Annotated in this window: 24 protein-coding genes; 18 read left to right on the plus strand and 6 right to left on the minus strand. The window is 71.7% G+C overall.

All coding sequences use genetic code 11. The features are described from left to right. The first annotated feature begins 17 nt into the window (after positions 1–17). From ACFWN7_RS14860 to ACFWN7_RS14895, 8 genes are all read left to right on the plus strand, one after another. Complete coding sequence (locus ACFWN7_RS14860; protein WP_376939612.1) at positions 18–1457, plus strand: GuaB1 family IMP dehydrogenase-related protein; 1440 nt, start codon at positions 18–20, stop codon at positions 1455–1457. 109 nt (positions 1458–1566) lie between these two features. Next, on the plus strand, positions 1567–1989 hold the full coding sequence (locus tag ACFWN7_RS14865) for an ArsR/SmtB family transcription factor (RefSeq protein ID WP_376939613.1): 423 nt from the start codon (positions 1567–1569) through the stop codon (positions 1987–1989). 484 nt (positions 1990–2473) lie between these two features. After that, positions 2474–3799 carry a hemolysin family protein gene (locus ACFWN7_RS14870; protein ID WP_376939614.1) on the plus strand — a complete coding sequence of 442 codons (1326 nt, stop codon included), beginning with the start codon at positions 2474–2476 and terminating at the stop codon, positions 3797–3799. Beyond that, on the plus strand, positions 3796–4833 hold the full coding sequence (locus tag ACFWN7_RS14875) for a hemolysin family protein (RefSeq protein ID WP_376939615.1): 1038 nt from the start codon (positions 3796–3798) through the stop codon (positions 4831–4833). Before ACFWN7_RS14870 ends, ACFWN7_RS14875 begins: the two co-directional genes overlap by 4 nt. Before the next feature lie 75 nt (positions 4834–4908). After that, positions 4909–5289 (plus strand): VOC family protein, encoded by a 381-nt coding sequence (locus tag ACFWN7_RS14880; protein ID WP_376939616.1) that lies wholly within the window; start codon positions 4909–4911, stop codon positions 5287–5289. Between the two features lie 49 nt (positions 5290–5338). Further along, positions 5339–6187, plus strand: a complete 849-nt coding sequence (locus ACFWN7_RS14885; RefSeq protein WP_376939617.1) for an NAD(P)H-hydrate dehydratase — start codon at positions 5339–5341, stop codon at positions 6185–6187. A 19-nt stretch (positions 6188–6206) separates the two neighbouring features. Beyond that, positions 6207–7475: a glycosyltransferase 87 family protein gene (locus ACFWN7_RS14890; RefSeq protein ID WP_376939618.1), complete on the plus strand. Its 1269-nt coding sequence runs from the start codon at positions 6207–6209 to the stop codon at positions 7473–7475. A gap of 18 nt (positions 7476–7493) precedes the next feature. Then, the gene (locus tag ACFWN7_RS14895; RefSeq protein ID WP_376939619.1) at positions 7494–7799 is read left to right on the plus strand and encodes an MTH1187 family thiamine-binding protein; all 306 of its coding nucleotides are present in this window, start codon (positions 7494–7496) and stop codon (positions 7797–7799) included. 48 nt (positions 7800–7847) lie between these two features. Here ACFWN7_RS14895 and ACFWN7_RS14900 read toward each other — a convergent pair whose 3' ends face one another. From ACFWN7_RS14900 to ACFWN7_RS14925, 6 genes are all read right to left on the minus strand, one after another. Next, positions 7848–8498 (minus strand): response regulator, encoded by a 651-nt coding sequence (locus ACFWN7_RS14900; RefSeq protein ID WP_376939620.1) that lies wholly within the window; start codon positions 8496–8498, stop codon positions 7848–7850. After that, entirely contained in the window at positions 8499–9758 is a 1260-nt protein-coding gene (locus ACFWN7_RS14905; protein WP_376939621.1) for a hypothetical protein, read from the minus strand. Then, positions 9755–10912 (minus strand): sensor histidine kinase, encoded by a 1158-nt coding sequence (locus ACFWN7_RS14910; protein WP_376939622.1) that lies wholly within the window; start codon positions 10910–10912, stop codon positions 9755–9757. The genes ACFWN7_RS14905 and ACFWN7_RS14910 overlap by 4 nt, the downstream gene beginning before the upstream one ends. Positions 10913–10998: 86 nt before the next feature. Then, positions 10999–12204 carry a homoserine O-acetyltransferase gene (locus tag ACFWN7_RS14915; RefSeq protein WP_376939623.1) on the minus strand — a complete coding sequence of 402 codons (1206 nt, stop codon included), beginning with the start codon at positions 12202–12204 and terminating at the stop codon, positions 10999–11001. A 116-nt stretch (positions 12205–12320) separates the two neighbouring features. Then, on the minus strand, positions 12321–13646 hold the full coding sequence (locus tag ACFWN7_RS14920; protein WP_376939624.1) for a bifunctional o-acetylhomoserine/o-acetylserine sulfhydrylase: 1326 nt from the start codon (positions 13644–13646) through the stop codon (positions 12321–12323). A 118-nt stretch (positions 13647–13764) separates the two neighbouring features. Beyond that, positions 13765–14889 carry an acyltransferase family protein gene (locus tag ACFWN7_RS14925; protein ID WP_376939626.1) on the minus strand — a complete coding sequence of 375 codons (1125 nt, stop codon included), beginning with the start codon at positions 14887–14889 and terminating at the stop codon, positions 13765–13767. A gap of 82 nt (positions 14890–14971) precedes the next feature. Here ACFWN7_RS14925 and ACFWN7_RS14930 point away from each other — a divergent pair, with 82 nt between their 5' ends. The 10 genes from ACFWN7_RS14930 (at position 14972) to ACFWN7_RS14975 (ending at position 24567) form a co-directional block, all read left to right on the plus strand. Beyond that, positions 14972–15757, plus strand: a complete 786-nt coding sequence (locus tag ACFWN7_RS14930) for an SDR family NAD(P)-dependent oxidoreductase (protein ID WP_376939627.1) — start codon at positions 14972–14974, stop codon at positions 15755–15757. A 1-nt stretch (position 15758) separates the two neighbouring features. Continuing rightward, complete coding sequence (locus ACFWN7_RS14935) at positions 15759–16454, plus strand: potassium channel family protein (protein ID WP_376939628.1); 696 nt, start codon at positions 15759–15761, stop codon at positions 16452–16454. 48 nt (positions 16455–16502) lie between these two features. After that, positions 16503–17036: a phosphoribosyltransferase gene (locus ACFWN7_RS14940; RefSeq protein WP_376939629.1), complete on the plus strand. Its 534-nt coding sequence runs from the start codon at positions 16503–16505 to the stop codon at positions 17034–17036. Next, a complete protein-coding gene (locus ACFWN7_RS14945) occupies positions 17033–17752 on the plus strand; it encodes a peptidase S51 (RefSeq protein WP_376939630.1) in 720 nt (239 codons plus the stop codon). The genes ACFWN7_RS14940 and ACFWN7_RS14945 overlap by 4 nt, the downstream gene beginning before the upstream one ends. A 2-nt stretch (positions 17753–17754) precedes the next feature. Next, the gene (locus ACFWN7_RS14950) at positions 17755–18447 is read left to right on the plus strand and encodes a uracil-DNA glycosylase (protein WP_376939631.1); all 693 of its coding nucleotides are present in this window, start codon (positions 17755–17757) and stop codon (positions 18445–18447) included. Between the two features lie 64 nt (positions 18448–18511). Beyond that, complete coding sequence (locus ACFWN7_RS14955) at positions 18512–19090, plus strand: GNAT family N-acetyltransferase (protein WP_376939632.1); 579 nt, start codon at positions 18512–18514, stop codon at positions 19088–19090. A gap of 66 nt (positions 19091–19156) precedes the next feature. Then, on the plus strand, positions 19157–20581 hold the full coding sequence (locus ACFWN7_RS14960; protein WP_376939633.1) for an amidase: 1425 nt from the start codon (positions 19157–19159) through the stop codon (positions 20579–20581). A 38-nt stretch (positions 20582–20619) separates the two neighbouring features. Beyond that, on the plus strand, positions 20620–21441 hold the full coding sequence (locus ACFWN7_RS14965) for an ABC transporter ATP-binding protein (protein WP_376939634.1): 822 nt from the start codon (positions 20620–20622) through the stop codon (positions 21439–21441). A gap of 65 nt (positions 21442–21506) precedes the next feature. Then, positions 21507–22490 carry an iron-siderophore ABC transporter substrate-binding protein gene (locus ACFWN7_RS14970; RefSeq protein ID WP_376939635.1) on the plus strand — a complete coding sequence of 328 codons (984 nt, stop codon included), beginning with the start codon at positions 21507–21509 and terminating at the stop codon, positions 22488–22490. Beyond that, complete coding sequence (locus ACFWN7_RS14975) at positions 22462–24567, plus strand: iron ABC transporter permease (RefSeq protein ID WP_376939636.1); 2106 nt, start codon at positions 22462–22464, stop codon at positions 24565–24567. Before ACFWN7_RS14970 ends, ACFWN7_RS14975 begins: the two co-directional genes overlap by 29 nt. Position 24568: the final 1 nt, after the last annotated feature.

Raw genomic sequence — 24568 nt, forward strand, 5'->3', positions numbered from 1 at the left:
GCGGTACCGTGGACGACATGGAGTTCTACCGGACGACCCCGCGCCACGACCTCACGTACTCCGACGTGTTCCTGGTTCCGAGCCGCTCGGGCGTCACGAGCCGGCTCGACGTGTCGCTCGCCCCCGACGACGGCTCCGGGGCATCCGTGCCGCTGGTCTCGGCGAACATGAACTCGATCACCGGGCCGCGGCTGGCGGCGACCCTGGCGCGGCGGGGAGGCATCGGCGTGCTTCCGCAGGACCTGCACCTGCAGGAGCTCGACGATGCGATCCGCTGGGTGAAGGCGCAGTCGCCGCGATTCGACACGCCGCACGACTTCAGGCCCGACGACACCGTGGCCGACGCGCTCGCCGTGCTGCCGCCGGTCGCGGGCCACGGCATCGTCCTGCACGATGCACGCGATGAGTACGTCGGATGCATCGCCGCAGAACGCCTGTCGACGGCGCTCGCCGACGCGCGGCTCGGCGACCTCGTGCACGGCGGCCTCGCATCGCTGGATGCCGACGACGTCGACTCCCCGCGCCGCGCGTTCGACCTCATGGTGGACGCTGGGCTCGACTTCGCGCCCGTGATCGAGCGCGGGCGGGTCATCGGCACGCTCAGCCGCAGGAGCGCGCTGCGCGGCACGATCTACCAGCCGAACGTCGATGCCTCCGGTCGACTCCGCGTCGCCGCGGCGGTCGGCATCAACGGAGATGTCGCCGCGAAGGCGACCGCGCTCGTGGCCGCCGGGGTCGACATGCTCGTGATCGACACGGCGCACGGCCACCAGGAGGGCATGATCCGCGCGGTCGGCGTCGTGCGCGACCTCGGGCTCGGCGTGCCGATCGTCGCGGGCAACATCGTGACGGCCGACGCGGTGACGCACCTCGTCGAGGCCGGCGCCGACGTGCTGAAGGTCGGGGTCGGCCCCGGCGCGATGTGCACGACGCGAATGATGACGGCGGTCGGGCGTCCGCAGTTCTCCGCGGTGCTTGAGACTGCCGAGGCCGCGCGCGAGCTCGGGGCCAAGGTGTGGGCCGACGGCGGCGTGCGGTACCCGCGCGACGTCGCACTCGCCCTCGCGGCGGGAGCGGCATCCGTCATGATCGGATCGTGGTTCGCCGGCACGATCGAAGCGCCCGGCACCCTGAGCCGCGACGCATCCGGCCGCCTCTACAAGGAGAGCTGGGGCATGGCGTCGACGAAGGCGGTGCGCGAGCGCTTCGACCGCCTCTCGCCGTACGAGCTCGCGCGGAAGGAGCTCTTCGCGGAGGGCATCTCCTCGTCGTCGATCTACCTCGACCCGCTGCGTCCGTCGATCGAGGACCTGCTCGACATGATCACCTCGGGCATTCGCAGCTCGTTCACCTACGCGGGGGCCCGCACGATCGAGGAGTTCCGCGAGCGCGCCCTGGTCGGCATCCAGTCGGCCGCCGGCTATGAGGAGGGCAAGGCGCTGCCGGTGAGCTGGTAGCACTCGACTCCGGCCGACCGGCGGGCGGGCAGGCGGGCCCGCATGCCCGCGTTCGCGGGATTGTGGATGACGACGGTCGCACCTGCGGCTCCGTGGGTACGCTGACGACGTGGCGCACCCATTCGAGATCATGGCCCATCCGGTGCGTCGACGCATCCTCGATGTGCTGGCACTGGGCGACCACAGTGCCGGGACGATCAGCGAGGTCGTGCAAGCGGAACTCGGGGTGACTCGCACAGCGGTCTCTCATCAGCTCAGAACGCTGCGCGAGAACGGCGCGGTCTGGTCGACGGTCGATCCCACCGAGCCACGATCGCGGTCGTACCGCCTGAATCCCGCGTTCCTCGCGTTGCTCGACGACGCGGTCGCCGACCTGTTCGAACTGTGGGAGCAGAGGTACGGCACCGCGGAGAGACGCGCGCCGTCGCCGCCGATCCCACGGGAGCGGCGGATGCATCGGTTCGGTGACGCCGAGCGACGACGACAGCGCGAAGCGCTCGCCGCATGGGTCGAGGATGCCGATGCGGACTAGCGGCGGTCGCGACGGGGTCGGCCGGTGTTTCTCAAGGCTCGTGTGAGACCTGCTTCACGTGAGGCGCACTTCACACGAGCCGAGGTCGCGGTGCAACGGCTCCGGCCGGGGGGGCATCGTTGCTTCGATACGATGACGCCACGTCGTCGGCTGTGGTGGGTGTTCCTTCCCGCTCGAATGAGATTCGCCCCACGTGAGGCGCATTGCACACGAGCGGGAGAGCAGTCAATTCGCCGAGCGCTCTGAACCGCCGGCGGAAGGCCGGGGGGCGGAAGGCCGGGAGGCGGAAGGGCGAATGGGCGGAAGGGCGAGAGACCAGGCGCTCGCCGAGCGATGGGCGACGTGCGATGAGCCCGTGGGAGCGGGCGTACCGATCAGGATCCGAACCGCGGCCGTCGATATACTGAGCTGACCATGGACGATCCCCCCTCTGCGAAAGCACCCGGCCATAGACCCCGGCCCGTGACCGAACCGGGAGGCGTGGATGTCTGAGTGGATCCTCCTCGGCATCGGACTCGTCCTCACGATCGGCACGGGCTTGTTCGTTGCGAGCGAGTTCGCCCTCGTCAATCTCGATCGCGCCGACCTCGAAGCGCGTCGAGCGCGCGGGGAGACGAGACTCGGCCTCACGATCTCGGCGCTGAAGATCACGTCGACCCACCTCTCGAGCGCCCAGCTCGGCATCACGCTCACGACGCTGCTCACGGGCTACACCATGGAGCCGGCGATCAGCTCGCTGCTCGCCGGCCCGCTCGCCGCGATCGGCCTGCCCGAGGCGATGCTGCGCCCTGTCGGCGCCACCATCGCGATCGTCATCGCCACGCTCCTCTCCATGGTGCTCGGCGAGCTCGTGCCGAAGAACTTCGCGCTCGCGCTGCCGGTCGCCACGGCGAAGGTCGTCATTCCCTTCCAGGCGGCGTTCACCTGGGTGTTCCGCCCGGCGATCGCGTTGCTGAACGGGAGCGCCAACGCGCTGCTCCGGGCGGTGGGCATCGAACCCAAGGAGGAGCTGTCGGGCGCGCGCTCCGCCGAGGAGCTGTCCTCGCTCGTGCGGCGCTCGGCGAGCGCCGGGCTCCTCGAGCAGGACACCGCGACGCTCCTGGGTCGCACACTGCGCTTCGCCGGCCACGATGCATCCGAGGTGATGACCCCCCGGCCCGTCGTGGCCGCGGTGCAGCGACAGGACCCGGCCACGACGGTGCTGGAGCTCGCCCGCCAGACCGGGTTCTCCCGGTTCCCCGTCTTCGACGAGAACCTCGACGACATCGTCGGCCTCGTGCACGTGAAGCAGGCCATCGCGGTGCCCAGGGAGCGGCGGGCGGATGTCCCGGCGTCCGCCCTGCAGTCCGAGGCGCTCCGGGTGCCCGAGACGATGAAGCTCGACGTGCTGCTCGGCGAGCTCCGCGGACGAGGCTTCCAGATGGCGGTCGTGGTCGACGAGTACGGGGGCACCGCCGGGGTCGCCACGCTCGAGGACCTCGTCGAGGAGCTCGTCGGCGAGGTTGCCGACGAGCACGACCGCACCCGTGCCGGCATCGTGCGCCGAGGCGATTCCGTGAGCTTCCCGGGTATCCTCCGGCCTGACGAGCTCGTCGAACGCACCGGCATCCGCGTGCCCGAGAACGGGGACTACGAGACCGTCGGCGGATTCGTCATGGCCGAGCTCGGCCGCCTGCCAGTGGTCGGCGACGAGGTGTCGGTCGACGAGGGCACGCTCGTGGTGCAGCGTCTCGACGGTCGGCGCATCGACCGTGTGCGCTTCGTGCCGAATCCGACGCACTCGGAGCCCGACGAGGGCGGCATGCGATGAGTGACTGGGCCGGGATCGTCTGGTTGGTCGTGCTCCTCATCGCGAACGCCTTCTTCGTCGGCGCCGAGTTCGCGGTCATCTCGGCGCGCCGCTCGCAGATCGAGCCCCTCGCCGAGGCGGGCAGCCGCAACGCGAAGACGGCGCTGTGGGCCATGGAGCACGCGACACTCATGCTCGCGATGAGCCAGCTCGGCATCACGGTCTGCTCGCTGCTCATCCTGAACGTGTCGGAGCCCGCGATCCACCACCTGCTCGAGGTGCCGCTGCACCTCACAGGATGGCCGGAGGGGGTCGTCGCATCGGTCGCCTTCATCATCGCGCTCCTCCTGGTGTCGTACCTGCACGTCGTGTTCGGCGAGATGGTGCCGAAGAACCTCTCGTTCTCGGTCCCCGACCGCGCGGTGCTGCTGCTCGCCCCGCCGCTCGTGTTCCTCGCACGACTGTTCCGCCCGGTGATCGTCGCCCTGAATGCCACGGCGAACGGGGTCCTCCGCCTCTGCCGAGTCGAGCCGAAGAGCGAGGCGAACTCGACGTTCACGCTCGAGGAGGTGCAGACGATCGTCCACCAGTCGCGGCGAGAGGGTGTGCTCGACGATGCGAGCGGCACGCTCGCTGCGGCGTTCGAGTTCACGACGAAACGCGTGCAGGACGTCGCAGTGCCGTTGCCGGGCATCGTCAGCCTGCCCTCGACGGCGACCCCGCGCGATATCGAGCGCGGAGTGGCACGACACGGCTTCTCGCGCTACGTGATCTGCGGCGACGACGGCGAACCCGTCGGTTACGTGCATCTCAAGGACGTCATCGACCTCGACGACGACGAGTTCGAGGAGCCGCTGCCCGCGAAGCGCGTGCGACGGCTCGTCTCGATCTACGACGGCACCGATCTCGAGGATGCGCTCGCGACCATGCGCCGGCTCGGCACGCACGTCGCGAGGGCGTTCGACGAGACGGGGACGACGACAGGCGTGATCTTCCTCGAAGACATCATCGAGGAGCTGGTCGGCGAGGTCCAGGACGCGACCAGACGCGGCTGAGGGGCCCGGACGGGGGACATGTGCAGCAGTCCGACGGGGCGTAGACTGCGCGCGTCAACGAAGTGAGGTGCGCTCATGTTCGACTCAGTGAAGTGCTACGGGGTTCTCGCGGCATCCGACTTCGCACGCGCTGTGCGGTGGTGGAAGGACGTGTTCGGCCTCGAACCCGATTCCGAGATGGCCGGCGAGGGGGCGGCCATGTTCGAGCTCGGCGGCTCGCCGTTCCTGGTCTACGAATCGCAGTTCGCCGGAACCGCGAAGAACACCGCGCTCGGCATCGACACCGACGACCTCGACCGTGACATGGCGGCACTCCGGGAGCGCGGCGTGGTGTTCAACGAATACGACCTGCCGGGACTGCAGACCGTCGACGGCGTGGCAGAGGAGGAGGGGATGCGCACGGCGTGGTTCAACGACAGCGAGGGCAACATCATCGCCATCGGCCAGCGCACCTGAGTCGAGTCCGGGACTGTCCGAGGCATCCTCCCCGACCTATCGTTGGAGCATGACGACCGCGTGGCAGGAGTGGACCGCGGATGACGCGGCCGAATGGATCTCGGCACCCGAAGCCGGCGACGACAAGTACACGCGCGGCGTGCTCGGTGTCGTCTCGGGCTCGCAGGAATACCCCGGTGCCGCCGTGCTCGGCGTGGAGGCCGCGCACCGGGCGGGCGTCGGCATGGTGCGCTACACCGGGCCGCGTGCCCTGCGTCAGGCCGTGCTCGCCCGGCGCCCCGAGACGGTGACGGTCGCCGGGCGTGTGCAGGCGTGGCTCATCGGCTCGGGCATCGACCAGGCGCGTCGTTCCTTCATGCTGATCGGCGACCTCGAGCACGCGCTCGCCGACAGGGTGCCCGTCGTGCTCGACGCCGGCGCCCTCGACCTCGTGGGCACCCACACCGCGCCGACCGTCATCACACCCCACGCCCGCGAACTGGCGGGCCTGCTCGACGCCCGCGAGGTTCGCACGACCGTCGACGAGGTTCGCGCCGATCCGGGAGCCTGGGCGGAGCGCGCTGCCCGCGAACTCGGCGTCGCCGTGCTGCTCAAGGGCGCGGTGACCCACGTCTGCGACCCCGACGGCGACCGCTACACCGTGACCGCGCCGACGCACTGGCTCGCCACGGCGGGCACGGGCGACGTGCTCGGCGGCGTGCTCGGCGCACTCGTGGCCACCCACCACGCAGTGCTCGCGACGGACGCCGAAGCCCTCACCTCGCTCGCCGCGACCGCCGCCTGGGTGCAGGGCGAAGCAGCCCGTCGTGCGAGCGCCGAGGCCGGCGGCGGGCCGGTCACCGCGCTCGACATCGCGTGCGCCGTGCCGGGGGTGATCGGCTCGCTCGTGCGACGCTGAACTCGCTAGGCTCGTCGTCATGACGGTCGGCGGGGTGCCCGAGGCATCCGCCCCCGTCGGCAGACTCCGCCGGCTCCTCGGCGGCCGCACCGCTCTCTGGGGCGCGTTCGGACTCGTGCATGCCGGCCTCGCGTGGCTGAACCTCGCCGCGATGGGATACCCGCTCGGCGACGTGACGAGCGTCTACCGGCTGTGGGCCGAGAACGCCGCCGACGGGTATCTCCGCATGGGCATCGACGCGCCGTGGGTGTACCCGATCCTCGCGTTCGCGCCGATGGCGGCGTCGCTCGCATTCGGTCCCGAGTGGTACGGCCAGACATGGCTCGCGATCGTCGTGATCCTCGACGCGATCGCGTTCGCGATCCTCCTCGGCGCCCGTCGGCTGTCGCGCACACGGCGCCTCGCGGCGTGGTGGTGGGTGGGGTTCCTCGCCCTCCTGGGGCCGATCGCGCTCGGCCGGATCGACGCCGTCACCGTGCCGCTCGCGACCACGGGGCTGCTGTGGGCCGCGGGTCGTCCGCGCGTCGCCGCGGCACTGCTCACGATCGCCGCCTGGGTGAAGGTGTGGCCGGCCGCGCTCATCGCGGCGCTCGTCATCGCCCTGCGGAGGCGCGCGGACGTCGTGATCGTCGCCGTGGCCCTGAGTGCCGGCATCCTCGCCGTGAGCATCGTCGCGGGTTCCGGCCTGAACGTCGCGGGCTTCGTCGCCGAGCAGGCCGGGCGGGGCCTGCAGGTCGAGTCGCCGCTCGCGGTCGGCTGGCTCTGGCAGATCGTCGGTGGTTCGAGCGCGGTCGAGATCGTCTACGACCGCGACATCCTGACGTTCCAGATCTCCGGACCGGGCGCGGATGCCGCGGCCGCCCTCACGACGCCGCTCATGGCCGTCGGCGTGGTCGCCGTGCTGCTGCTCGGCATCCGCGCGGCGCGGCGGGGAGCGCACCTCGGGCGTCTGCTGCCGCCGCTGGCGCTCTCGTTCGTCGTCGTGCTCATGCTCGCGAACAAGGTCGGATCGCCGCAGTTCGCGACCTGGCTCGCGGCGCCGGTCATCCTCGGACTCGCCGTCAAGCCCCGGCGGTTCGCGGTCCCTGCGGTGCTCGCGGCGGGCGTCGCGCTGCTCACGCACGTCATCTATCCGTACTGGTACGGCTGGCTCCTCGCCGCCCACCCGGGGTTCGTCCTCCTGCTCACGGCGAAGGTCGTGCTGCTCGTCCTCCTTGCGGTGTGGGGCATCCGGGCGGTGTGGCAGTCTGGACGGGCCTGGGATCGCCGCGGTCCCCTGGCCGCGTGAACCACCCGAGGAGGAATCATGCTCGTCGCATTCTCGTTGGCCCCGAGCGGGGCGGAAGGGCCCGAGGGCTCCGTCCACGATGCGGTCGCCGCCGCCGTGCGCATCGTCCGGGAGTCCGGTCTCCCGAACCGCACGTCGTCGATGTTCACCGAGATCGAGGGGGAGTGGGACGAGGTCTTCGACGTCATCCGGCGCGCGACGGAGGCCGTCGCCGAGCACGGCCCCAGGGTCTCGTTGGTGCTCAAGGCCGACATCCGCCCGGGGCGGGTGGGCGAGATCGACGCGAAGATCGAACGGCTCGAGGCGGCACTCGACAAGGGATGACATCGCGCGTCGCGCGTCGCGCGCCCGCGCTCCGATCGGCCCCGCGCGTCAGTCGGACTGCAGCAGGATGCCGTCGAGGATCGCGCGCTTGCGGAGCGCCACCTTGGTGCCGACATCGAAGCCGGCCGCGCGGTACTTCTCCCTGATGCGCTTGAGGTAGCTCTTCGCGGTCTCCTCCGAGATGCCGAGCTGGAACGCGACGGCCTTGACGGGCTGCCCCGCGCCGTAGAGCGCCATCACCCGCCGCTCCTGCGCGGAGAGCTTCGGCACGGCACCCTCCTCGGCGAGGGCGATCTCGAGCTCGGGCGTGAGGTACGACTCTCCGACGCGGGCGGCCCGGATCGCCTCGATGATGTTCTCCACCGGCTCGGACTTCACGAGGTAGCCGAGCGCACCGGCGCCGAGCGCCTCCCGCACGACGGCCGGCTCGGAGTAGGTGCTCATGAGCATGGTCTGCACGCCGGCGCTCTTCAGCATCGAGAGCTTCAGCGAGATGGGGATGTTGTCGCGGAGGTCGAGGTCGAGGAGCACGACGTCGACCGGGAACGCGGCGTCGGCGAGCAACTCCGACCATGACGCCACGGCGGCGGCGAGTTCGATGTCGGATGCCGCGCCGCGAAGCCACTCCGAGAGCGCCCCCAGGAGCATGCGATGGTCGTCGACGATCGCGAGACGGATCGGTGAATCGGTCTCAGCCATTCAGTTCCCCTCGATCTGGCGGCCCGTGCGGACCGACGGGCTGCCGGTGTTGACGTTCGGATCGACCCGGCAGTCGATGTCGACGCGGAAGCCCTCGGCCTCCGTCACGACGTCATGGATTCCGACCCTACCGATAGCGTCCCATGTCGCCGGGTCCACACGGCGACGTGTGACACCGGAGACCTGGATCGACAGGTCGAATCCCGTTGCGTCGGGCGCGTCGTCGGACCGTTCACGGCATCGCACGAGCACGGCCATCGGCGGGGCCGAACGCTTCGACCGTTCGGCGACGAGGAGCCAGAGCGCGAGCAGCAGACCGTCGCGCCGGCCCTGCGAGAGGAGTCCGGCGCATCCGGTGGGGTCGTCGACCGTGACTCGCTCGCTGAGGTACGCGGATTCCGTGACCGCGTGCCGGAGCCACGTGTCGGTTCGGCCCTCGATGAGCCGGACGCGCAGCCGCGCGGCGAGCGAGCCGGCACGCTCCGCGGCGTCGGGCGGAAGCGGGATCGCGATGCGCCCCGAGCCGACGTCGTCGAGCAGCGTCTCAGCATCGAAGTCGAGCTGTGCGAGCTCCTCCGAGGCGCGCATCCCGACCGCGGAGCGGGGCGTTCCGATCGTCGACTGCACGAGCGAGAGGTCGAGCTCCAGTCCGACGAGCCGCCGGAACCCGCTGATCGCGAGCGTGACGAGGAGCACCGGGAAGACAGCGGATGCCGCGACCGCCACGCCGACCACGGTGAACGCGCCCGCCGAGACGACCTGGAGCACGGCTTCGGCCGCAAGCACGACGGCGATGACCGTCGCGCTCGCGAGCGAGATCCTCGTGCCCCAGACCGCCGCGACCGGCATCAGCACGGCGCCGGCCGCGGCCGCGGCCGTGGGCGTCACGCCGTGGTGCAGGAGGCCGGCCGTGGCGAAGACGTCGAGCGAGAGCGGCGCGAGCAGGCCGATGAGCAGGAGCACGTAGAGCCAGTCGGGGAGGATCCGCCCGGCCAGTCGCGCGACGACGCCGATGCCGACGACGAGCGCCAGCGCGATCCACGCCGGCCACGGGCCGGGGCCCGGCGGGTAGTACGGTCCGAGTGCGACGGTGTGCGCGAGGTGTGCGAGCACGAGGATGGCCGCCGCGACGGTGACCCCGGTCGCCAACCGCCTCCCGCCGTGGCTCTCGCGCACATCCCGCGCGGCACGCGCCGTGCGGCCGGGTCGGCTGAATGAGCGCACGGACGACGTGGCGCGATCCTGCGGCGTCTCGCTCATGGTTTCGGCACCTCGAGCATGACCGTCGTCCCGGAGCCCGGTGACGAGAAGATCCGGGCCCGTCCGCCGACCGTGTTCAACCGTCCCACGACCGATTCCGCATACCCGAGCCGGGCCCCGTCGACCGTCTCGGGTTCGAACCCGTTGCCGGCGTCGGTGACCATGGCGCGCACGGTGCGGTCGTCGTCCGTGACGGTGACGTCGGCCTCGTTCACGCCGGCGTGGCGACGCACGTTCTCGAGGCACTCGCCGAGTGCGCCGAGCAAGGCGTCGAGGGTCTCGCGGGGCAGCGCGAGCTGTCCCGCCCCGTGCCAGTTGACGTCGAGGCCCATGCGTGCGAAGCGCTGCCGCACCGATTCGAGGGTCGTGCTGAGCACGTCGTCGTCGGACTCGGGTGAGAAGATCGCCGTGGACCCGGCATCGAGCGGCGCACCGAGGCGCAGCAGCCGGAGCAGGCGCGCGTCGTCGCCCGCCTGCTGCCGAAGGGCGCTCGGGCCGACGCCCACCCCGGAATGCGCGAGCAGCGACAGTGTCGCGAGCACCGTGTCGTGCAGGACGCGCGCATCCTGGCGCTGCTGCGCCTCGAGTTCGCTGGCGAGTCGCTCGGCCTCGTAGGCGCGACCCACCTCGTCGATGCGCTCGACCGCATGGGCGATCGCACGATCGATGCCCGTGCCGAGCGCGATGCACGCGGCCCAGCCTGCGACGGTCACGACCGCGACGGCCTGCACGTCGTGACCCCGGGCCGAGACGATCCAGACAGCGGCGAGCATCGCCGCGAGGAGCCCGGAGACGAGCAGCCAGCCGCGTCTGCGCACGACGAAGGGGATGGCGACGGACGCCGAGGTCACCCCGCCGGTCACGGCCATCGCCGTCGCGGTCGCCGGGTCGAGGACGGGCCCGGTGCCGAGTACGGCGATGAGCACGACCGAACCGGCGATGATCCCGAGCCCCGGAAGCACGGCGCCTCGGGCCGAGTGCACGCTGACGAGCAGGATGATGCCGACGGTCGTGGCCGTGGCGACGGCCAGCCCGGCGGGAGTCGTGGCGCCGGGCACGAACAGGCAGACGAAGGCGCTCACGGCTCCGACCGACCCGGCGACGCGCGCGAGGCGTCGAAGCAGTCGATCGCGTTCCTTGTGGATGCGCTTCACTCCACCCCCTCGGCACCCCGAGACGCAGGTGCTGCCATTCGAACTGTAGCGGAGTCCGTGCGGATGCCGCGTGCTCGCGGCGGCGCTCAGGCGGCGAGCAGGCGCCGCAGGGCGTCGCCGACGGCCGCGTGCTCGATGAGGAACGCGTCGTGGCCGTACTCGGAGGGCACGAGCACCGGCCGTTCCCCGTGCACGCTTCGCGGCAGCGCCGCGGCCACCTCCACCTGGCCCTCGAACGGGAAGTAGCGGTCGCTGTCGATGCCGAGCACGAGGCTCGCCGCTTCGACACGGGCGAGGGCCGCCGCAACGCCGCCGCGGCCGCGTCCGACGTCGTGCGAGTTCATCGCCTCGGTGAGCACGATGTAGCTGTTCGCGTCGAATCGCCTCGTGAACTTGTTGCCGTGGAAGTCGAGGTACGACTCGACCGCGAACCTGCCGCCGCCGCCGAGCGGATCGATCCCGCTCTGCCAGCCGCGCTCGAACCGCGAGTTGAGCTCGGTCGCGGAGCGGTAGTTGAGCATCGCCATGCGCCGCGCGAGCGCGAGACCCCGTGTGGGCCCATCGCCGTCCGGGGCGTCGTAGTAGTCGCCGCCGCGGAAGAGCGGGTCCGTGCGCACCGCCTCGATCTGCACCGAGTTCAGTGCGATCTGGTCGGCGGTCGCCGCCGCGGGTGCGGCCAGCACAGCGATGCGCTCCACGGCCGCGGGTGCCGTGACCGCCCACTCGAGCACGTGCATCGCGCCCATCGAGCCGCCGACGACGGCGGCGAAGCGGTCGATGCCGAGTTCGGCGGCGAACGCGAGCTGCGCGCGCACCTGGTCGCGGATCGTGAGGAACGGGAAGCGCGTGGCCCACTCGAGGCCGTCGGGCGCGAGCGATGCGGGGCCGGTCGACCCCTGGCATCCGCCGAGGACGTTCGGGGCGACCACGAACCAGCGGTCGGTGTCGATCGCGAGGCCCGGCCCCACGACGTCGGCCCACCAGCCGGAGCTCGGATGACCGGGACCGGCCGGGCCGCTGACGTGGCTGTCGCCGGTGAGGGCGTGCAGCACGAGGATCGCGTTGTCGCGTCGCGGCGACAGCGTGCCCCAGTGCTCGTATGCGATGCGGGCGCCGGGAAGCACCCGGCCCGACTCGAGCGGCACGTCGCCGATGTTCACGAACCGGCGGTCGCCGACGGGGTCGCCCTCGCGCCAGGCACCGGTCGCCGGGGCGCGGCCGGCGATCGTGAGCGCTCGCGCCTCCGAGACGATGCCCGCGGGCACCGCGTCGGCGGTCGTCTGCCAGTCCATGATCCGATTCTTCCGGATGTCCGGCCCCCGCCCACGATTGTTACGCTGCAGCGCCCGGGAGACGACGGATGCCGCGAGCCCGTGCGGCCCGCGGCATCCGTCGCTCGTCGCCGTCGTCAGATGCGCGCCGCCTCCGTGGCGAGGCGCGCCGCGGTGAGACCCGCCTCGAGGTCGGCCTTCAGGTCGTCGATGTTCTCGATGCCGACGGAGAGGCGCACGAGGCCGGGCGTCACTCCGGTCGTGAGCTGCTGCTCGGGGGTCAGCTGGGAGTGCGTCGTCGACGCGGGGTGGATGACGAGCGAGCGCACGTCGCCGATGTTCGCGAGGTGGCTGAACAGCTGCAGGTTGTCGACGAGCGCGCGGCCGGCGTCGACGCCGCCCTTGAGCTCGAACGACAGCACGGCGCCGACGCCCTTCGGGGCGTACGTGTTGGCCGCGGCATACCACGGGCTCGAGGGCAGGCCGGAGTAGTTGACGCTTGCGACGTCGGGGTGGTCGTCGAGCCATTCCGCGATCTCCTGGGCGTTCTGCACGTGGCGCTCGACGCGGAGCGAGAGGGTCTCGATGCCCTGGATGAGCTGCCACGCGCTGTTGGGAGCGATCGAGGCCCCGAGGTCGCGGAGCAGCTGCACGCGAGCCTTGATGACGTAGGCGAGGCCGTCGCCGACCGCCGCGGTGTAGCTCGCGCCGTGGTACGAGGGGTCGGGCTCGGTGAGACCGGGGAACTTCTCGACGTTCTTCGACCACTCGAACCGGCCGCCGTCGACGATGACGCCGCCGATGACCGTGCCGTGGCCGCCGAGGAACTTCGTCGCGGAGTGGATGACGATGTCGGCGCCGTGCTCGAACGGGCGGATGAGGTACGGCGTCGCGATCGTGTTGTCGACGATGAGCGGGATGCCCGCCGCGTGCGCGATGCCCGACACGAGCTCGATGTCGAGGACGTTGATCTTCGGGTTGCCGATCGTCTCGGCGAAGAACAGCTTGGTGTTCGGGCGGACCGCACGGCGCCATTCGTCGGCGTCGTCCTGGTTCTCGACGAAGGTGGTCTCGATGCCGAGCTTGGCCAGCGTGTACTTGAAGAGGTTGTACGTGCCGCCGTAGATCGACGACGACGAGACGATGTGGTCGCCCGCCTGGGCGATGTTCAGCACGGCGAACGTCTCGGCCGCCTGGCCCGACGCCACGAGCAGGGCGCCGGTGCCCCCCTCCAGCGCGGCGATGCGCTCCTCGACGACGGCCTGCGTCGGGTTCATGATGCGCGTGTAGATGTTGCCGAACTCCGCGAGCGCGAACAGGTTCTGCGCGTGCTGGGCGTTGTCGAACACGTACGAGGTGGTCTGGTAGATCGGGGTGGCGCGGGCCTTGGTGACGGGATCGGGCGCTGCGCCCGAGTGCACCTGCTTCGTCTCGAAGCGCCAGTCGGCGGTGTTCTCGGTCATCGGAGGTCTCCTTCTCGAAGTCGGTTGTGCGGACCCGCCGCAACGCGAGACACGTTACGTCCGCGACCCGCGCGCGGACAATGGCCGCCGACACATGGCGTAACCGCGGCGATCGACATCAGCCGCGGGGCTTGGGCTCCTCGGGCGGAGGGGCCTCGGCGGGTGTCGCGGGCGTGCCGGTCGCCGTCGACGGCTCGGGCCGAAGCAGCCAGCGTGCCCGCGGTTCGACGAGCGGGCGGAAGACCCGGCGGACCGGCTTCAGGGACAGCAGTGCCGAGATGCCGATGCAGAGGAGGATCATCGCCGGCAGCACCCAGAACGGCTGCTTGCCCGCGAGGATGCCGGTCTCGCGGAACGGGAAGAGCACGAAGGTGTGCAGCAGGTAGATGTACATCGTGGCCGTGCCGAACGGCGTGAACCAGTGCGCACCGCGCGGCATCAGCATGAGGAAGGCGACGGCGAGCACCATGGCGAGCAGGAGGAGCGCGAGCCGGATCGCGCCAGACCACGGCTCGTCGTAGCCGATCGCCTCGTACGACTCGTCGTAGAGCATGAAGCGGCGGATCCTGAACTCGCGCCACGTCTCGATCGCGAGGGGCAGGATGATGCTCGCGGACGCGAACAACGCGATCGCGCCGGCGCGCCAGCGCCATGTGATGCGAGCGGGCAGGTCGAGCCACCGATCGGTGAGCTGCCACTGCCTGAGCTGCCACCCGAACACGAAGAACGGGAGCATCCCGAACGTGCGCGAGAGCGCGAGCGTCGCGTCGATCGTCTCGGTGTAGCCCGCGCCGATCGAGATCGCGATCGCGATCAGCAGCGGGAAGCGCAGGAGCACCAGGTAGGGGAGGACGATGCGCCAGATCGCGAGCGCGATGAGGAACCAGAGGGTCCACGACGCGGTCGTGTAGTCGAGGTCGAACGACCCGCCGAGCGCCCATCGCACGATGGTCCAGATCGTCTCGAAGATGAAGAACGGGAAGACGATGTCGGTGAGGATCTGCCTGAGCGCCCGGGCATTGGGCGGGCCCGACTTCGCGAAGTACCCGCTCACCGTCACGAACACCGCGACGTGGAACGAGTAGATGAACAGATAGACGCTGTAGGCGACGTCGTCCTCCGCGATGAGGGGCAGGATCCCGTGGCCGATCACGACGAGGGTGATCGCGATCCACCTCGCGTTGTCCCAGAGCGGCACCCGCCGGCGTCGCGGCGGGGTCGGCCCGTGCGGCCTCGTCTGCATCGTCCCATTCAACCGCACAGGGCCGACGGATGCCTCGGCCCGTCGCTCGTGGCATCCGCCGTCGGCACGGCAGAATGGCCGCATGAGTGTGCTGCGGGCGGTCGTGACCGGTGCGAGCTCGGGGATCGGCGAGGCCACCGTGCGGGCGTTCCGCGCGGCCGGATGGGAGGTCGTCGCCGTCGCCCGCCGCGAGGAGCGGCTTCGCGCGCTCGCCGCTGGGACCGGGGCATCCGTCTTCGTGGCCGATCTCACGCGGCAGCCTGATGTCGATTCCCTGCGCGACCACCTCGCCGCGACCGGCCCGGTGCACGCGCTCATCAACAACGCGGGCGGCGCGAAGGGCCTCGACTCGGTCGAGTCCTCGTCGATCGACGACTGGGCGTGGATGCTCGAGGTCAACGTGCTCGCGCTGAAGCGCGTCACGAGCGCCCTGCTGCCGCTGCTGCGCCGGGGGGCCGTCGAGCGCGGCGTCGCCGACATCCTGAACGTCACCTCGATCGCCGGTCACGTCGCCTACGTCGGGGGCGGCGGGTACAACGCCGCGAAGTTCGCCGCGCACGCCCTCACCGAGGTGCTGAGGCTCGAGCTGAACGGCGAGCCCCTGCGCGTCACCGAGGTCGCCCCGGGCATGGTGAAGACCGACGAGTTCTCGCTCGTGCGGTTCGGCGGCGACCGCGAGAAGGCCGACGCGGTGTACGACGACGTGCCCGAACCGCTCGTCGCCGACGACATCGCCGAGATCGTCGTCGGCGCCGTGCTGAAGCCCCGGCACGTGAACCAGGACCTCATCGTCGTGAAGCCCGTCGCCCAGGCGGCGCCGTACCGCTTCGCGAAGGGCGCGCTCACGGTGCGCCGGGACGGCGGCTGAGGTGGCGGACGCCATGGCGGCGCCGGCGCCCGCGCGGGCACGCTGGGAGCACCGCACCGCGACGCCCCTCGTCGTGCTCGGCGTGCTGTTCATCGTCGCGTACTCCGTCGTGATCCTCATGCCCGCCTCCGCGGGGCCGGTGTGGTCGACGCTCGTCGTGACGCTCGTGACCGCGTGGGTCGTGTTCATCGTCGACGTGGTCGTGCGCATCCTGCTCACGCCCGCCGGCGCTCGGCTCTCGTTCATCTGGCAGCACCCGGTGGACGTGCTCTCGGCCCTGATCCCGCTGTTCCGGGCGCTCCGGGTGCTCGAACTGCTCCGTCAGGTGCCGTACCTGCGGCGCCGGACCGGCGCGGCGGTGCGCACGAACATCGTCGTCTTCGCGCTCAGCTACGCGATCGTGTTCGTGTACTTCATCGCGCTCGCGACTCTCGCGGCCGAGCGCGATGCGCCCGGTGCGACGATCACGAGCTTCGGCGAGGCGATCTGGTGGGCGATCGTCACCATCGCGACGGTCGGCTACGGGGACACGTATCCCATCACGATCCCCGGCCGCATCTACGCGGTGCTGCTCATGGCCGGCGGGGTGGCGATCGTCGGCACCGCGTCGGCGACGATCATCTCGCTCATCAACGAGCGCATCGGGTCGTCCAGGCGCCGTCATGACGGGGAGCCGCCAGCAGACGGCAGGGTCTGAGACGGATGCCGCGACCGCCCCCGCGGGCGCGGCGACTACCCTGAGGGAATGAGCTTCGATGCGAACGACGCCACGGCGGGCGTCGACGGGATCCGCCGCGAGATCCTCGATTGGGACGAGTTCGGCGACGCGGCTCGCTCGCTCGCGAGCGATGTGCTCCGCTCGGGATTCCGCCCCGACGTCGTGATCGCCATCGCCCGCGGCGGTCTCCTGCTCGCCGGTGCGATCGCGTATGCGCTCGGCACCAAGGCGTGCGGCTCGATCAACGTCGAGTTCTACTCGGGAATCGACGAGCGGCTGCCCGAGCCCGTGCTGCATCCGCCGATGCTCGACGCTCCGGCGCTCGGCGGAAAGCGCGTGCTCCTCGTCGACGACGTCTCGGACTCGGGCCGCACGCTCGCCAAAGTCGTGGCGATCATCCGCGACGAGGGCGCCGAGGTGCGCACCGCCACGCTCTACACGAAGTCGCACACCGTGCTCGAGCCCGACTTCGACTACCGGCGCACCGACGACTGGATCGTCTTCCCATGGTCGGCCCTGCCTCCCGTCGAGCTCGCCGAGGGCACCGAGGACGTCGCGTGAGCGTGCATCTCGTGGGCGGCGGGTGGCAGGATGCGCCCGACGGCGTCGAGTATGCGGCGTTCCTCGTCGAGGCGACGCTGCGTGCCACGGCGGCCGGGCGCGACCGGCCGCGCATCGCCGTGGTGTCGGTGCGCGACGGCGACCACGACGAGCACGCCGCGAGGCTCATCGCCGCCGCGTCGCCGGCCGGCGAGTTCGAGCCGCACGTCACCGCCGTCGCCCACGACGGCGCGGTGCCGGCGACCGCCTTCGCGGAGGTCGACGGCATCCTCGTGGGCGGCGGGCTGACCCCCGTGTACCGCGACCTCCTCGAACCGCACTTCGGCGAGCTCCGCAGGCTGGTCGCTTCCGGAGTGCCCTACCTCGGGTTCTCGGCGGGCGCCGCGATCGCAGCTGAACGCGCGCTCGTCGGCGGCTGGCGCATCGGCGACGTCGCCGTCTCGCCCGAAGAGGCCGCCGAGGACCTCGACGAGATCACCGTCGTCCCCGGCATCGGGCTCGTCGACGTCACGATCGACGTGCACGTCGCCCAGTGGGGCACGCTCTCGCGGCTCGTCGCCGCGGTGGAGGCCGGGATCGTCGAGGGCGGCCTCGGCATCGACGAGTGCACCGTCCTCGTCGTGGGCGACGGCGGGCTTCGTGTCGCCGGGCAGGGCAGCGTCTGGCGGGTGCTCCCGGCCGAGTCGGGCGTGGCGGTCGGCACGATCGGGGCCTGAGCGTGGCGAAGTCACTCGATGAGCTGGCCGCCGACGGGCTCATGGACCCGGGATGGGCGAGCGCTCTCGCACCGGTCGCGCCGAGGATCGCGGCCATGGGCGACTTCCTGCGCGCCGAGCAGGCGGCCGGGCACGGATACCTGCCGAGCGGCGACCGCGTGCTCAGGGCGTTCGGCGCCCCGCTCGACGACGTGCGGGTGCTCATCGTCGGGCAGGACCCCTACCCGACGCCGGGGCATCCGATCGGCCTCTCGTTCGCGGTCGACCCGCATGTGCGTCCGATTCCCCGGAGCCTCGCGAACATCTACCGCGAACTGGCCGACGACCTCGGCTGCACCCCGCCCGCGCACGGCGACCTCACCCCGTGGGGCGCGAACGGCGTCATGCTGCTGAACCGCGTGCTCACGGTGCGCCCGGGTGCGCCGGCGTCGCATCGCGGCAAGGGCTGGGAACAGGTCACCGACCACGCGATCCGCACCCTCGTGGCCCGCGGGAGCCCGCTCGTCGCGATCCTGTGGGGCCGCGATGCGCAGAACCTGAAGCCGCTGCTCGGCGACACCCCCACGATCGAGTCGGTGCACCCCAGCCCGCTGTCGGCGAGCCGAGGGTTCTTCGGGTCGAGGCCGTTCAGCCGTGCGAACGCGCTCCTCGAGGCGCAGGGCGGCGCGCCCGTCGACTGGCGGCTGCCGGCCTGACGGCCGATCGCGCGAACGGCGCTCGCGACATCCGCTCGAAACATCGACGGCGTAGTCTGGCGCCATGCTCGAGGAGGAATACCAGCAGCGCCGCGTGCTGCCGCGCCACCTGCGCCACCCGGAGCCGCAGGAACCGCCCTTCGAGTACGCGATCCGGCAGGCGCGCCAGGGCGACCTTCCGGCCGTGCGCGAGATCTACAACCACTACGTCGCGAACTCCACCGTCACCTTCGACGAAGACGCGATGACGCTGCGCGAATGGAAGTCGAAGTTCGCCTACCTCCAGAAGCTCGGCATGCCCTTCCTCGTCGCCGAGTCGCCGTCGGGCCAGCTGCTCGGCTATGCGCTCGTCTCGCCGTGGCGGCAGAAGCGCGCCTATCGCTTCACGGTCGAGAGCTCCATCTACCTCGGTCCCGCGGCGACCGGCAAGGGGCTCGGCCGGGCACTCCTCGGCGAGCTCATCGCGCGGTCGAAGGCCGCCGGCCTCAAGGAGATGATCGCGGTCATCGCCGACCAGGGCGCCGACGCGTCGATCGCCTTGCACGAGAGGTTCGGCTTCGTCGAGATCGGCCGCATGGGCCGGGTCGGCTTCAAGTTCGACCGGTGGCTCGGCACGGTGCTGCTCCAGAAGACCCTGAAGTAGGGCGGATGCCGCGTGCCGATGACGACGGCACCGCCGGGTTCGTCGCGCGATCGTAGGCTCGAAGGCATGACCGCGTTGCACGAGTTCACGGCCCTCGAGCTCCATCAGCTGCTGCAGCGGCGCGAGATCTCGCCGGTGGAGCTCGCCGCGAGCTATCTCGAGCGGATCGAGCGACTCGACCCCGAGATCGGCGCCTTCGCGACGGTGACCCCGGATGCCGCGCTCGAACGCGCACGCTTCGTGGCGGACCATGTGCCGACCGCGGCGCCCCTGTGGGGCCTGCCGCTGGCCGACAAGGACCTGCATCGGCGCGCCGGGGTGCCCGCCCGGTTCGGCTCGCGCGCGTTCACGGATTTCGTGCCGGATGACTCGGACGAGCTCGTGCAGGCGGTCGACATCGCGGGCGCGGTGAGCCTCGGCAAGAGCGCAACGCCCGAGTTCGGCCTGCCCTCGTACACCGAGAGCCTCGCCGCACCGCCGACCCGGAATCCGTGGAAACCGTCGCTCGGTGCGGGCGGCTCGAGCGGGGGAGCGGCGGCGGCCGTGGCGTCCGGGATGCTGCCGTTCGCCCCGGGTTCCGACGGCGGCGGATCGATCCGCATCCCGGCCGCGGCGTGCGGGCTCGTCGGCGTGAAACCCTCGCGCGGACGGGTGCCGGCCGGATCCGGACTCGCAGGCCTCGCGGGGCTCGGCGTCAGCGGACCGATCGCCCGGAACGTCGCGGATGCCGCGCTCCTCCTCGACGGCCTGATCGCGCCGGCGGGGTATCCGGCCGCGCACCGGTTCGCGACGCGGGCGCCTGGTGACGACGGCCCTTTCCTCGGTGCAGCCATCCGCGGAGAGGGGCGGTTCCAGCTCGGGGTGATGATCGATTCGCCGTGGGACGACGCGTACGAGATCACCGTCGCCCCCGAGGCGCACGCCGCACTCGAGCGCGCGATCGCCGCGTTCGAGGCGCTCGGGCACGGGGTGGAGGCGATGACGCCGGTGCCCGAACCGGGGTACCCCGGCGCGTTCCGCACGATCTGGCAGGCGGGCGCCGCGACGATTCCGGTCGACGGCGAGGCGGAGGCGCTGCTCGAGCCCCTCACGCGGTGGCTGCTCCGCCACGGCCGGGCCGTGCCCGCCAGGCAGCTCGCCGAGGCGCTCGCGTGGCTCGCCGGATTCGAGGAGCGGGTCATCCGTCGCTTCGCCCCCTTCGACGCCGTGCTGACGCCGGCCCTCGCGTTCGCCCCGCCGCGCGTCGGCTGGTTCGACCAGTACGACGGCGAGCGCAACTTCGCGCAACAGGTGCAGTTCACGCCGTTCACGTCGTTCGTGAACGTGGCGGGCCTTCCGGCGATCACCGTGCCGGTCGAGGAGACGAGCGAGGGGGTGCCGATGGGGGTGCAGCTCATCGGGCGACCGGGCGGCGAGGCGACGCTCTTCTCGCTGGCCGCGCAGCTCGAGCGCCGGATGCGACGTGGGCACCGGCATCCGCCGAACTGGTGATTTGACGTAGTTAGGTAAGGCTCACCTATAGTGGGGGCATGCTCGGTCTCGACCTCACGCTCTCCTACCACGGTGCACCGGTCGTGCACGGCGCGGAGCTCCACCTCGAACCGGGCAAGGTCACCGCGCTCGTCGGGCCGAACGGCAGCGGCAAGTCGACGCTGCTGCGCGCGCTCGCCCGGCTGCACGCGCCCGACTCCGGCCGGGTGCTGCTCGCGACCGACGACGGCCGCAGCGTCGACGCCGCCTCGCTCAGCTCCCGCGATTTCGCCCGACGGGTCACCCTGCTCGCGCAGAGCCGCCCCACCCCGGGTGGGCTCACGGTGCGAGAACTCGTCGAGTTCGGCCGGCACCCGCACCGCGGCAGGTGGATCGCGGGCGACGCGGGCGGCGCGACCATCGTCGAACGTGCCATGGGCCTCACGGGCGTCGCCGCCTTCGCCGACCAGCCCGTCGACCGGCTCTCGGGCGGGCAGCTGCAGCGGGTATGGCTCGCGAGCTGCCTCGCGCAGGACACGAGCGTGCTCCTCCTCGACGAGCCCACCACCTACCTCGACCTGCGGTACCAGGTCGAGCTGCTCGACCTCATCCGCGAACTCGCCGATGACCACGGTGTCACCATCGGCGTCGTGCTGCACGACCTCGACCAGGCCGCCGCGGTCGCCGACCGCCTCGTGCTCCTCGAATCCGGACGCGTCCGCGCCGTCGGCACGCCCGCCGACGTGCTCGTGAGCGACGTGCTGAGCTCGGCGTACGGCATCCGGGTCGACGTCGAGGTCGACGACCGCGGATGCATCACGACGTGCCCCATCGGCCGGTACAACACCCGGCAGCGGGCCGAACGACTCGCCGTCGCCTAGCACCGGCCCACCCTCCACCCCCATCGCGCGGGACACCCATGCCCGCGCCCCGATCGAAGGACACCATGACCAGAGCTGCCGTGAACCGGCCGACCATCGCCCTCGCCGCCGTCGCCGCCGCATCCGTGCTGCTGCTCACCGGCTGCGGCACCACCGGGAACGCCGGCGCGGCAGCCGGTGACGCCGCGACGATCACGATCGTCGACGACCGCGGCGAGCGCGTCGAACTCGCGGCCCCGGCCGAGAAGGTCGTCGCCCTCGAGTGGAACACCGCCGAGAACCTCGTCGCGCTCGGCGTGATGCCCGTCGGCGTCGCCGACGTGGAGGGCTACGGCGACTGGGTGCAGTCCGAGACGCTCGACGAAGGGGTGACGGATGTCGGCCAGCGCGGCGAGCCCTCGGTCGACGCCATCGCCGGGCTCGCACCCGACCTCGTGCTGACCACCACCGACCTGCCGGAGTCGGTCGTCGCCCAGATCGAGGAGTTCGCCCCCGTGCTCGTCGTGCGCGGCGCCGACGCATCCGACCCCATCGGCCAGATGCAGGAGAACCTCGTGCGCATCGCCACCGCCACGGGTCAGGAGGCCGAGGCCGAAGAGGTGCTCGCGGGCTTCGACGAGAAGCTCGACGAGGGCAGGGCCGCGCTCGAAGCGGCCGGTCTCGCCGGTGCGGCGTTCATGATGAGCGACTCCTGGGCCAGCGGCGGCCAGGTCTCGATCCGCCCCTTCGCCGAGGGCGCACTGCTGACCGCGGTCACCGAGGAGCTCGGCCTCGAGAACGCCTGGACGGGTGACGGCGACGCCGACTACGGCCTCGGCTCGACGGACGTCGAGGGCCTCACCGGCGTCGGCGACGTCGAGTTCCTCTACATCACCAACGGCGAGGCCGACGCGTACCGGAACGAGCTCTCGGGCAACGCGGTGTGGCAGTCGCTGCCCTTCGTGCAGAGCGGCAAGGTGCACCGCCTCCCCGACGGGATCTGGATGTTCGGCGGCCCCTCGTCGATGAACGACTACATCGATGCCGTCGTCGACACTCTCGCGGCCTGACAAGGCCCCGGCGCAGGTTCGCTCGCCGGGCGGGGCCGCACGGCCCCGCCTCGGCGCGGTGCTCCTACTCGCACTCGGCGCCGTCGTCGCCGCCCTCCTCGCGGCGGTGCACGTGACGCAGGGCTCGGCGGACGTCGGCCTGGCCGAGCTGCTCGGCCTCCTCACGGGCGGATCCGACGACCAGGCCGCAGCCGTGCTCGTCGCCTCGCGGATGCCGCGGCTCGCGGCCGGCGTGCTCGTCGGCGTCGCGCTCGGCGTCGCCGGGCTCGTGATGCAGAGCGTCTCACGCAACGTGCTCGCCTCGCCCGACACGCTCGCGGTGAATGCCGGATCGTATCTCGCGCTCGTCGCGGTCGCCGCGCTCGGCGTCGCGCTGCCGGTCGCCGGCGGCGGACTGGTCGCCTTCGTCGGCGGCCTCGCCGCCGCCGGCCTCGTGCTCGCGCTCTCGGCCGGCACTCGCGGCGGCGGCACGGTGCGCCTCGTGCTCGCCGGCTCGGCGATCGCGCTGGCGCTCACCGCGCTCACGACGATGCTGCTCCTGCTCCACCCCGAGCGCACCGAGGGCCTCTACGCGTGGCACAACGGCACGCTCGCCCAGACGGGCATGGCGCCGATGCTCCAGCTCGGGCCCGTCGTGCTCGTCGCCGTCGCCGCCCTCCTGCTCTTCGCGCGGCAGTTCGACCTCATCGCCCTCGGCGACGACACCGCGACCGTGCTCGGCGTGCGGGTGCGCCGCACGCGCCTGTGCGGCATCCTCATCGCCGTGCTGCTCTCGGCCGCCGCGGTCACCGTCGCCGGGCCGATCGGATTCGTCGGGCTCGCCGCGCCCGTGATCGTGCGCCTCGTCGCGGTGCGCGTGCCCGGCATGCAGAAGCACGTGCTGCTGATCCCCGCCGCCGCCGTCATGGGCGTGATCGTCGTGCTCGGCGCCGACGTGCTGCTGCGGCTCGCGTTCGGCGGCCAGGCCGCCGTCGACGTGCCGACGGGTGTCGTCACCACGATCTTCGGCGCGGTCTTCCTCGTTGCGCTGGCCCTGCGGGCCCGGGCATCGTCGGAGATCGGCACCGGGTTCGTGATCGGCGCCGGGCTCTCGCGCCGCGGCCGGGGGCTCGTGGTCGCGGCATCCGCGGTGCTGCTCGTCGCGCTCGCCTTCGTGTCGCTCCTCCTCGGCGACGCGAAGCTGCTGGGCGGCGACGTGCTGAACTGGGTCACCGGGCAGGCGGGCCCGCTCGTCGAGTTCGTGATGAACACCCGTGCGCCGCGCGTCGCCGCGGCGATCCTCGCGGGGGCGGCGCTCGCGCTGGCGGGCACGGTCGTGCAGGCGGTCTCGCGCAACCCGCTCGCCGAGCCCGCCATCCTCGGCGTCACCGGGGGAGCGGGTGTGGGCGCGGTGCTGGTGATCACCTTCTGGCCGCTTGCGACCTTCCTGGGCGTGACGACCGGCGGCCTCGTCGGCGCTGCCGTCGCCGCCCTCATCGTCTTCGGGCTGGCGATCCGCGGCGGTCTCGCGTCGACGCGGCTCATCCTGATCGGCCTCGGCGTCTCGGCCGCCGCGGGTGCGGTCACCTCGATGCTCATCATCGCGACCGACCCGTACAACGCGGCGAAGGCGCTGACCTGGATGGCGGGCTCGACCTACGGTCGCACCTTCCCGCAGCTGATCCCGCTCACGATCGTGCTGCTCGCCTCGGTGCCGCTGTTGGCATCGGCACGTCGGGAGCTCGATCTGCTCGCCTTCGACGACGACACCCCGCGGGTGCTCGGCGTGCGGCTCGGCTCGGCTCGTCTCGGCCTGCTGGCCGTGAGCGTGGCGCTCACCGCGACCGCCGTGGCCGCCGTCGGCGTCATCGGCTTCGTCGGACTCGTCGCCCCGCACGCGGCGCGCGCCCTCGTCGGCTCGCGCCACGCGCTCGTGCTGCCGCTCGCGGCGCTCCTCGGCGCCCTGCTCGTGTGCGTCGCCGACACCCTCGGCCGCACGGTGATCGCCCCGGCGCAGCTGCCCGCGGGCCTCGTCACGGCCGTCGTCGGCGCGCCCTACTTCATGTGGCTGCTGTGGCGTTCGCGCCGCACCGCCTGAC

The sequence above is a fragment of the Agromyces sp. NPDC058484 genome (genome assembly GCF_042720415.1).
In the GTDB taxonomy this organism is placed as follows: domain Bacteria; phylum Actinomycetota; class Actinomycetes; order Actinomycetales; family Microbacteriaceae; genus Agromyces.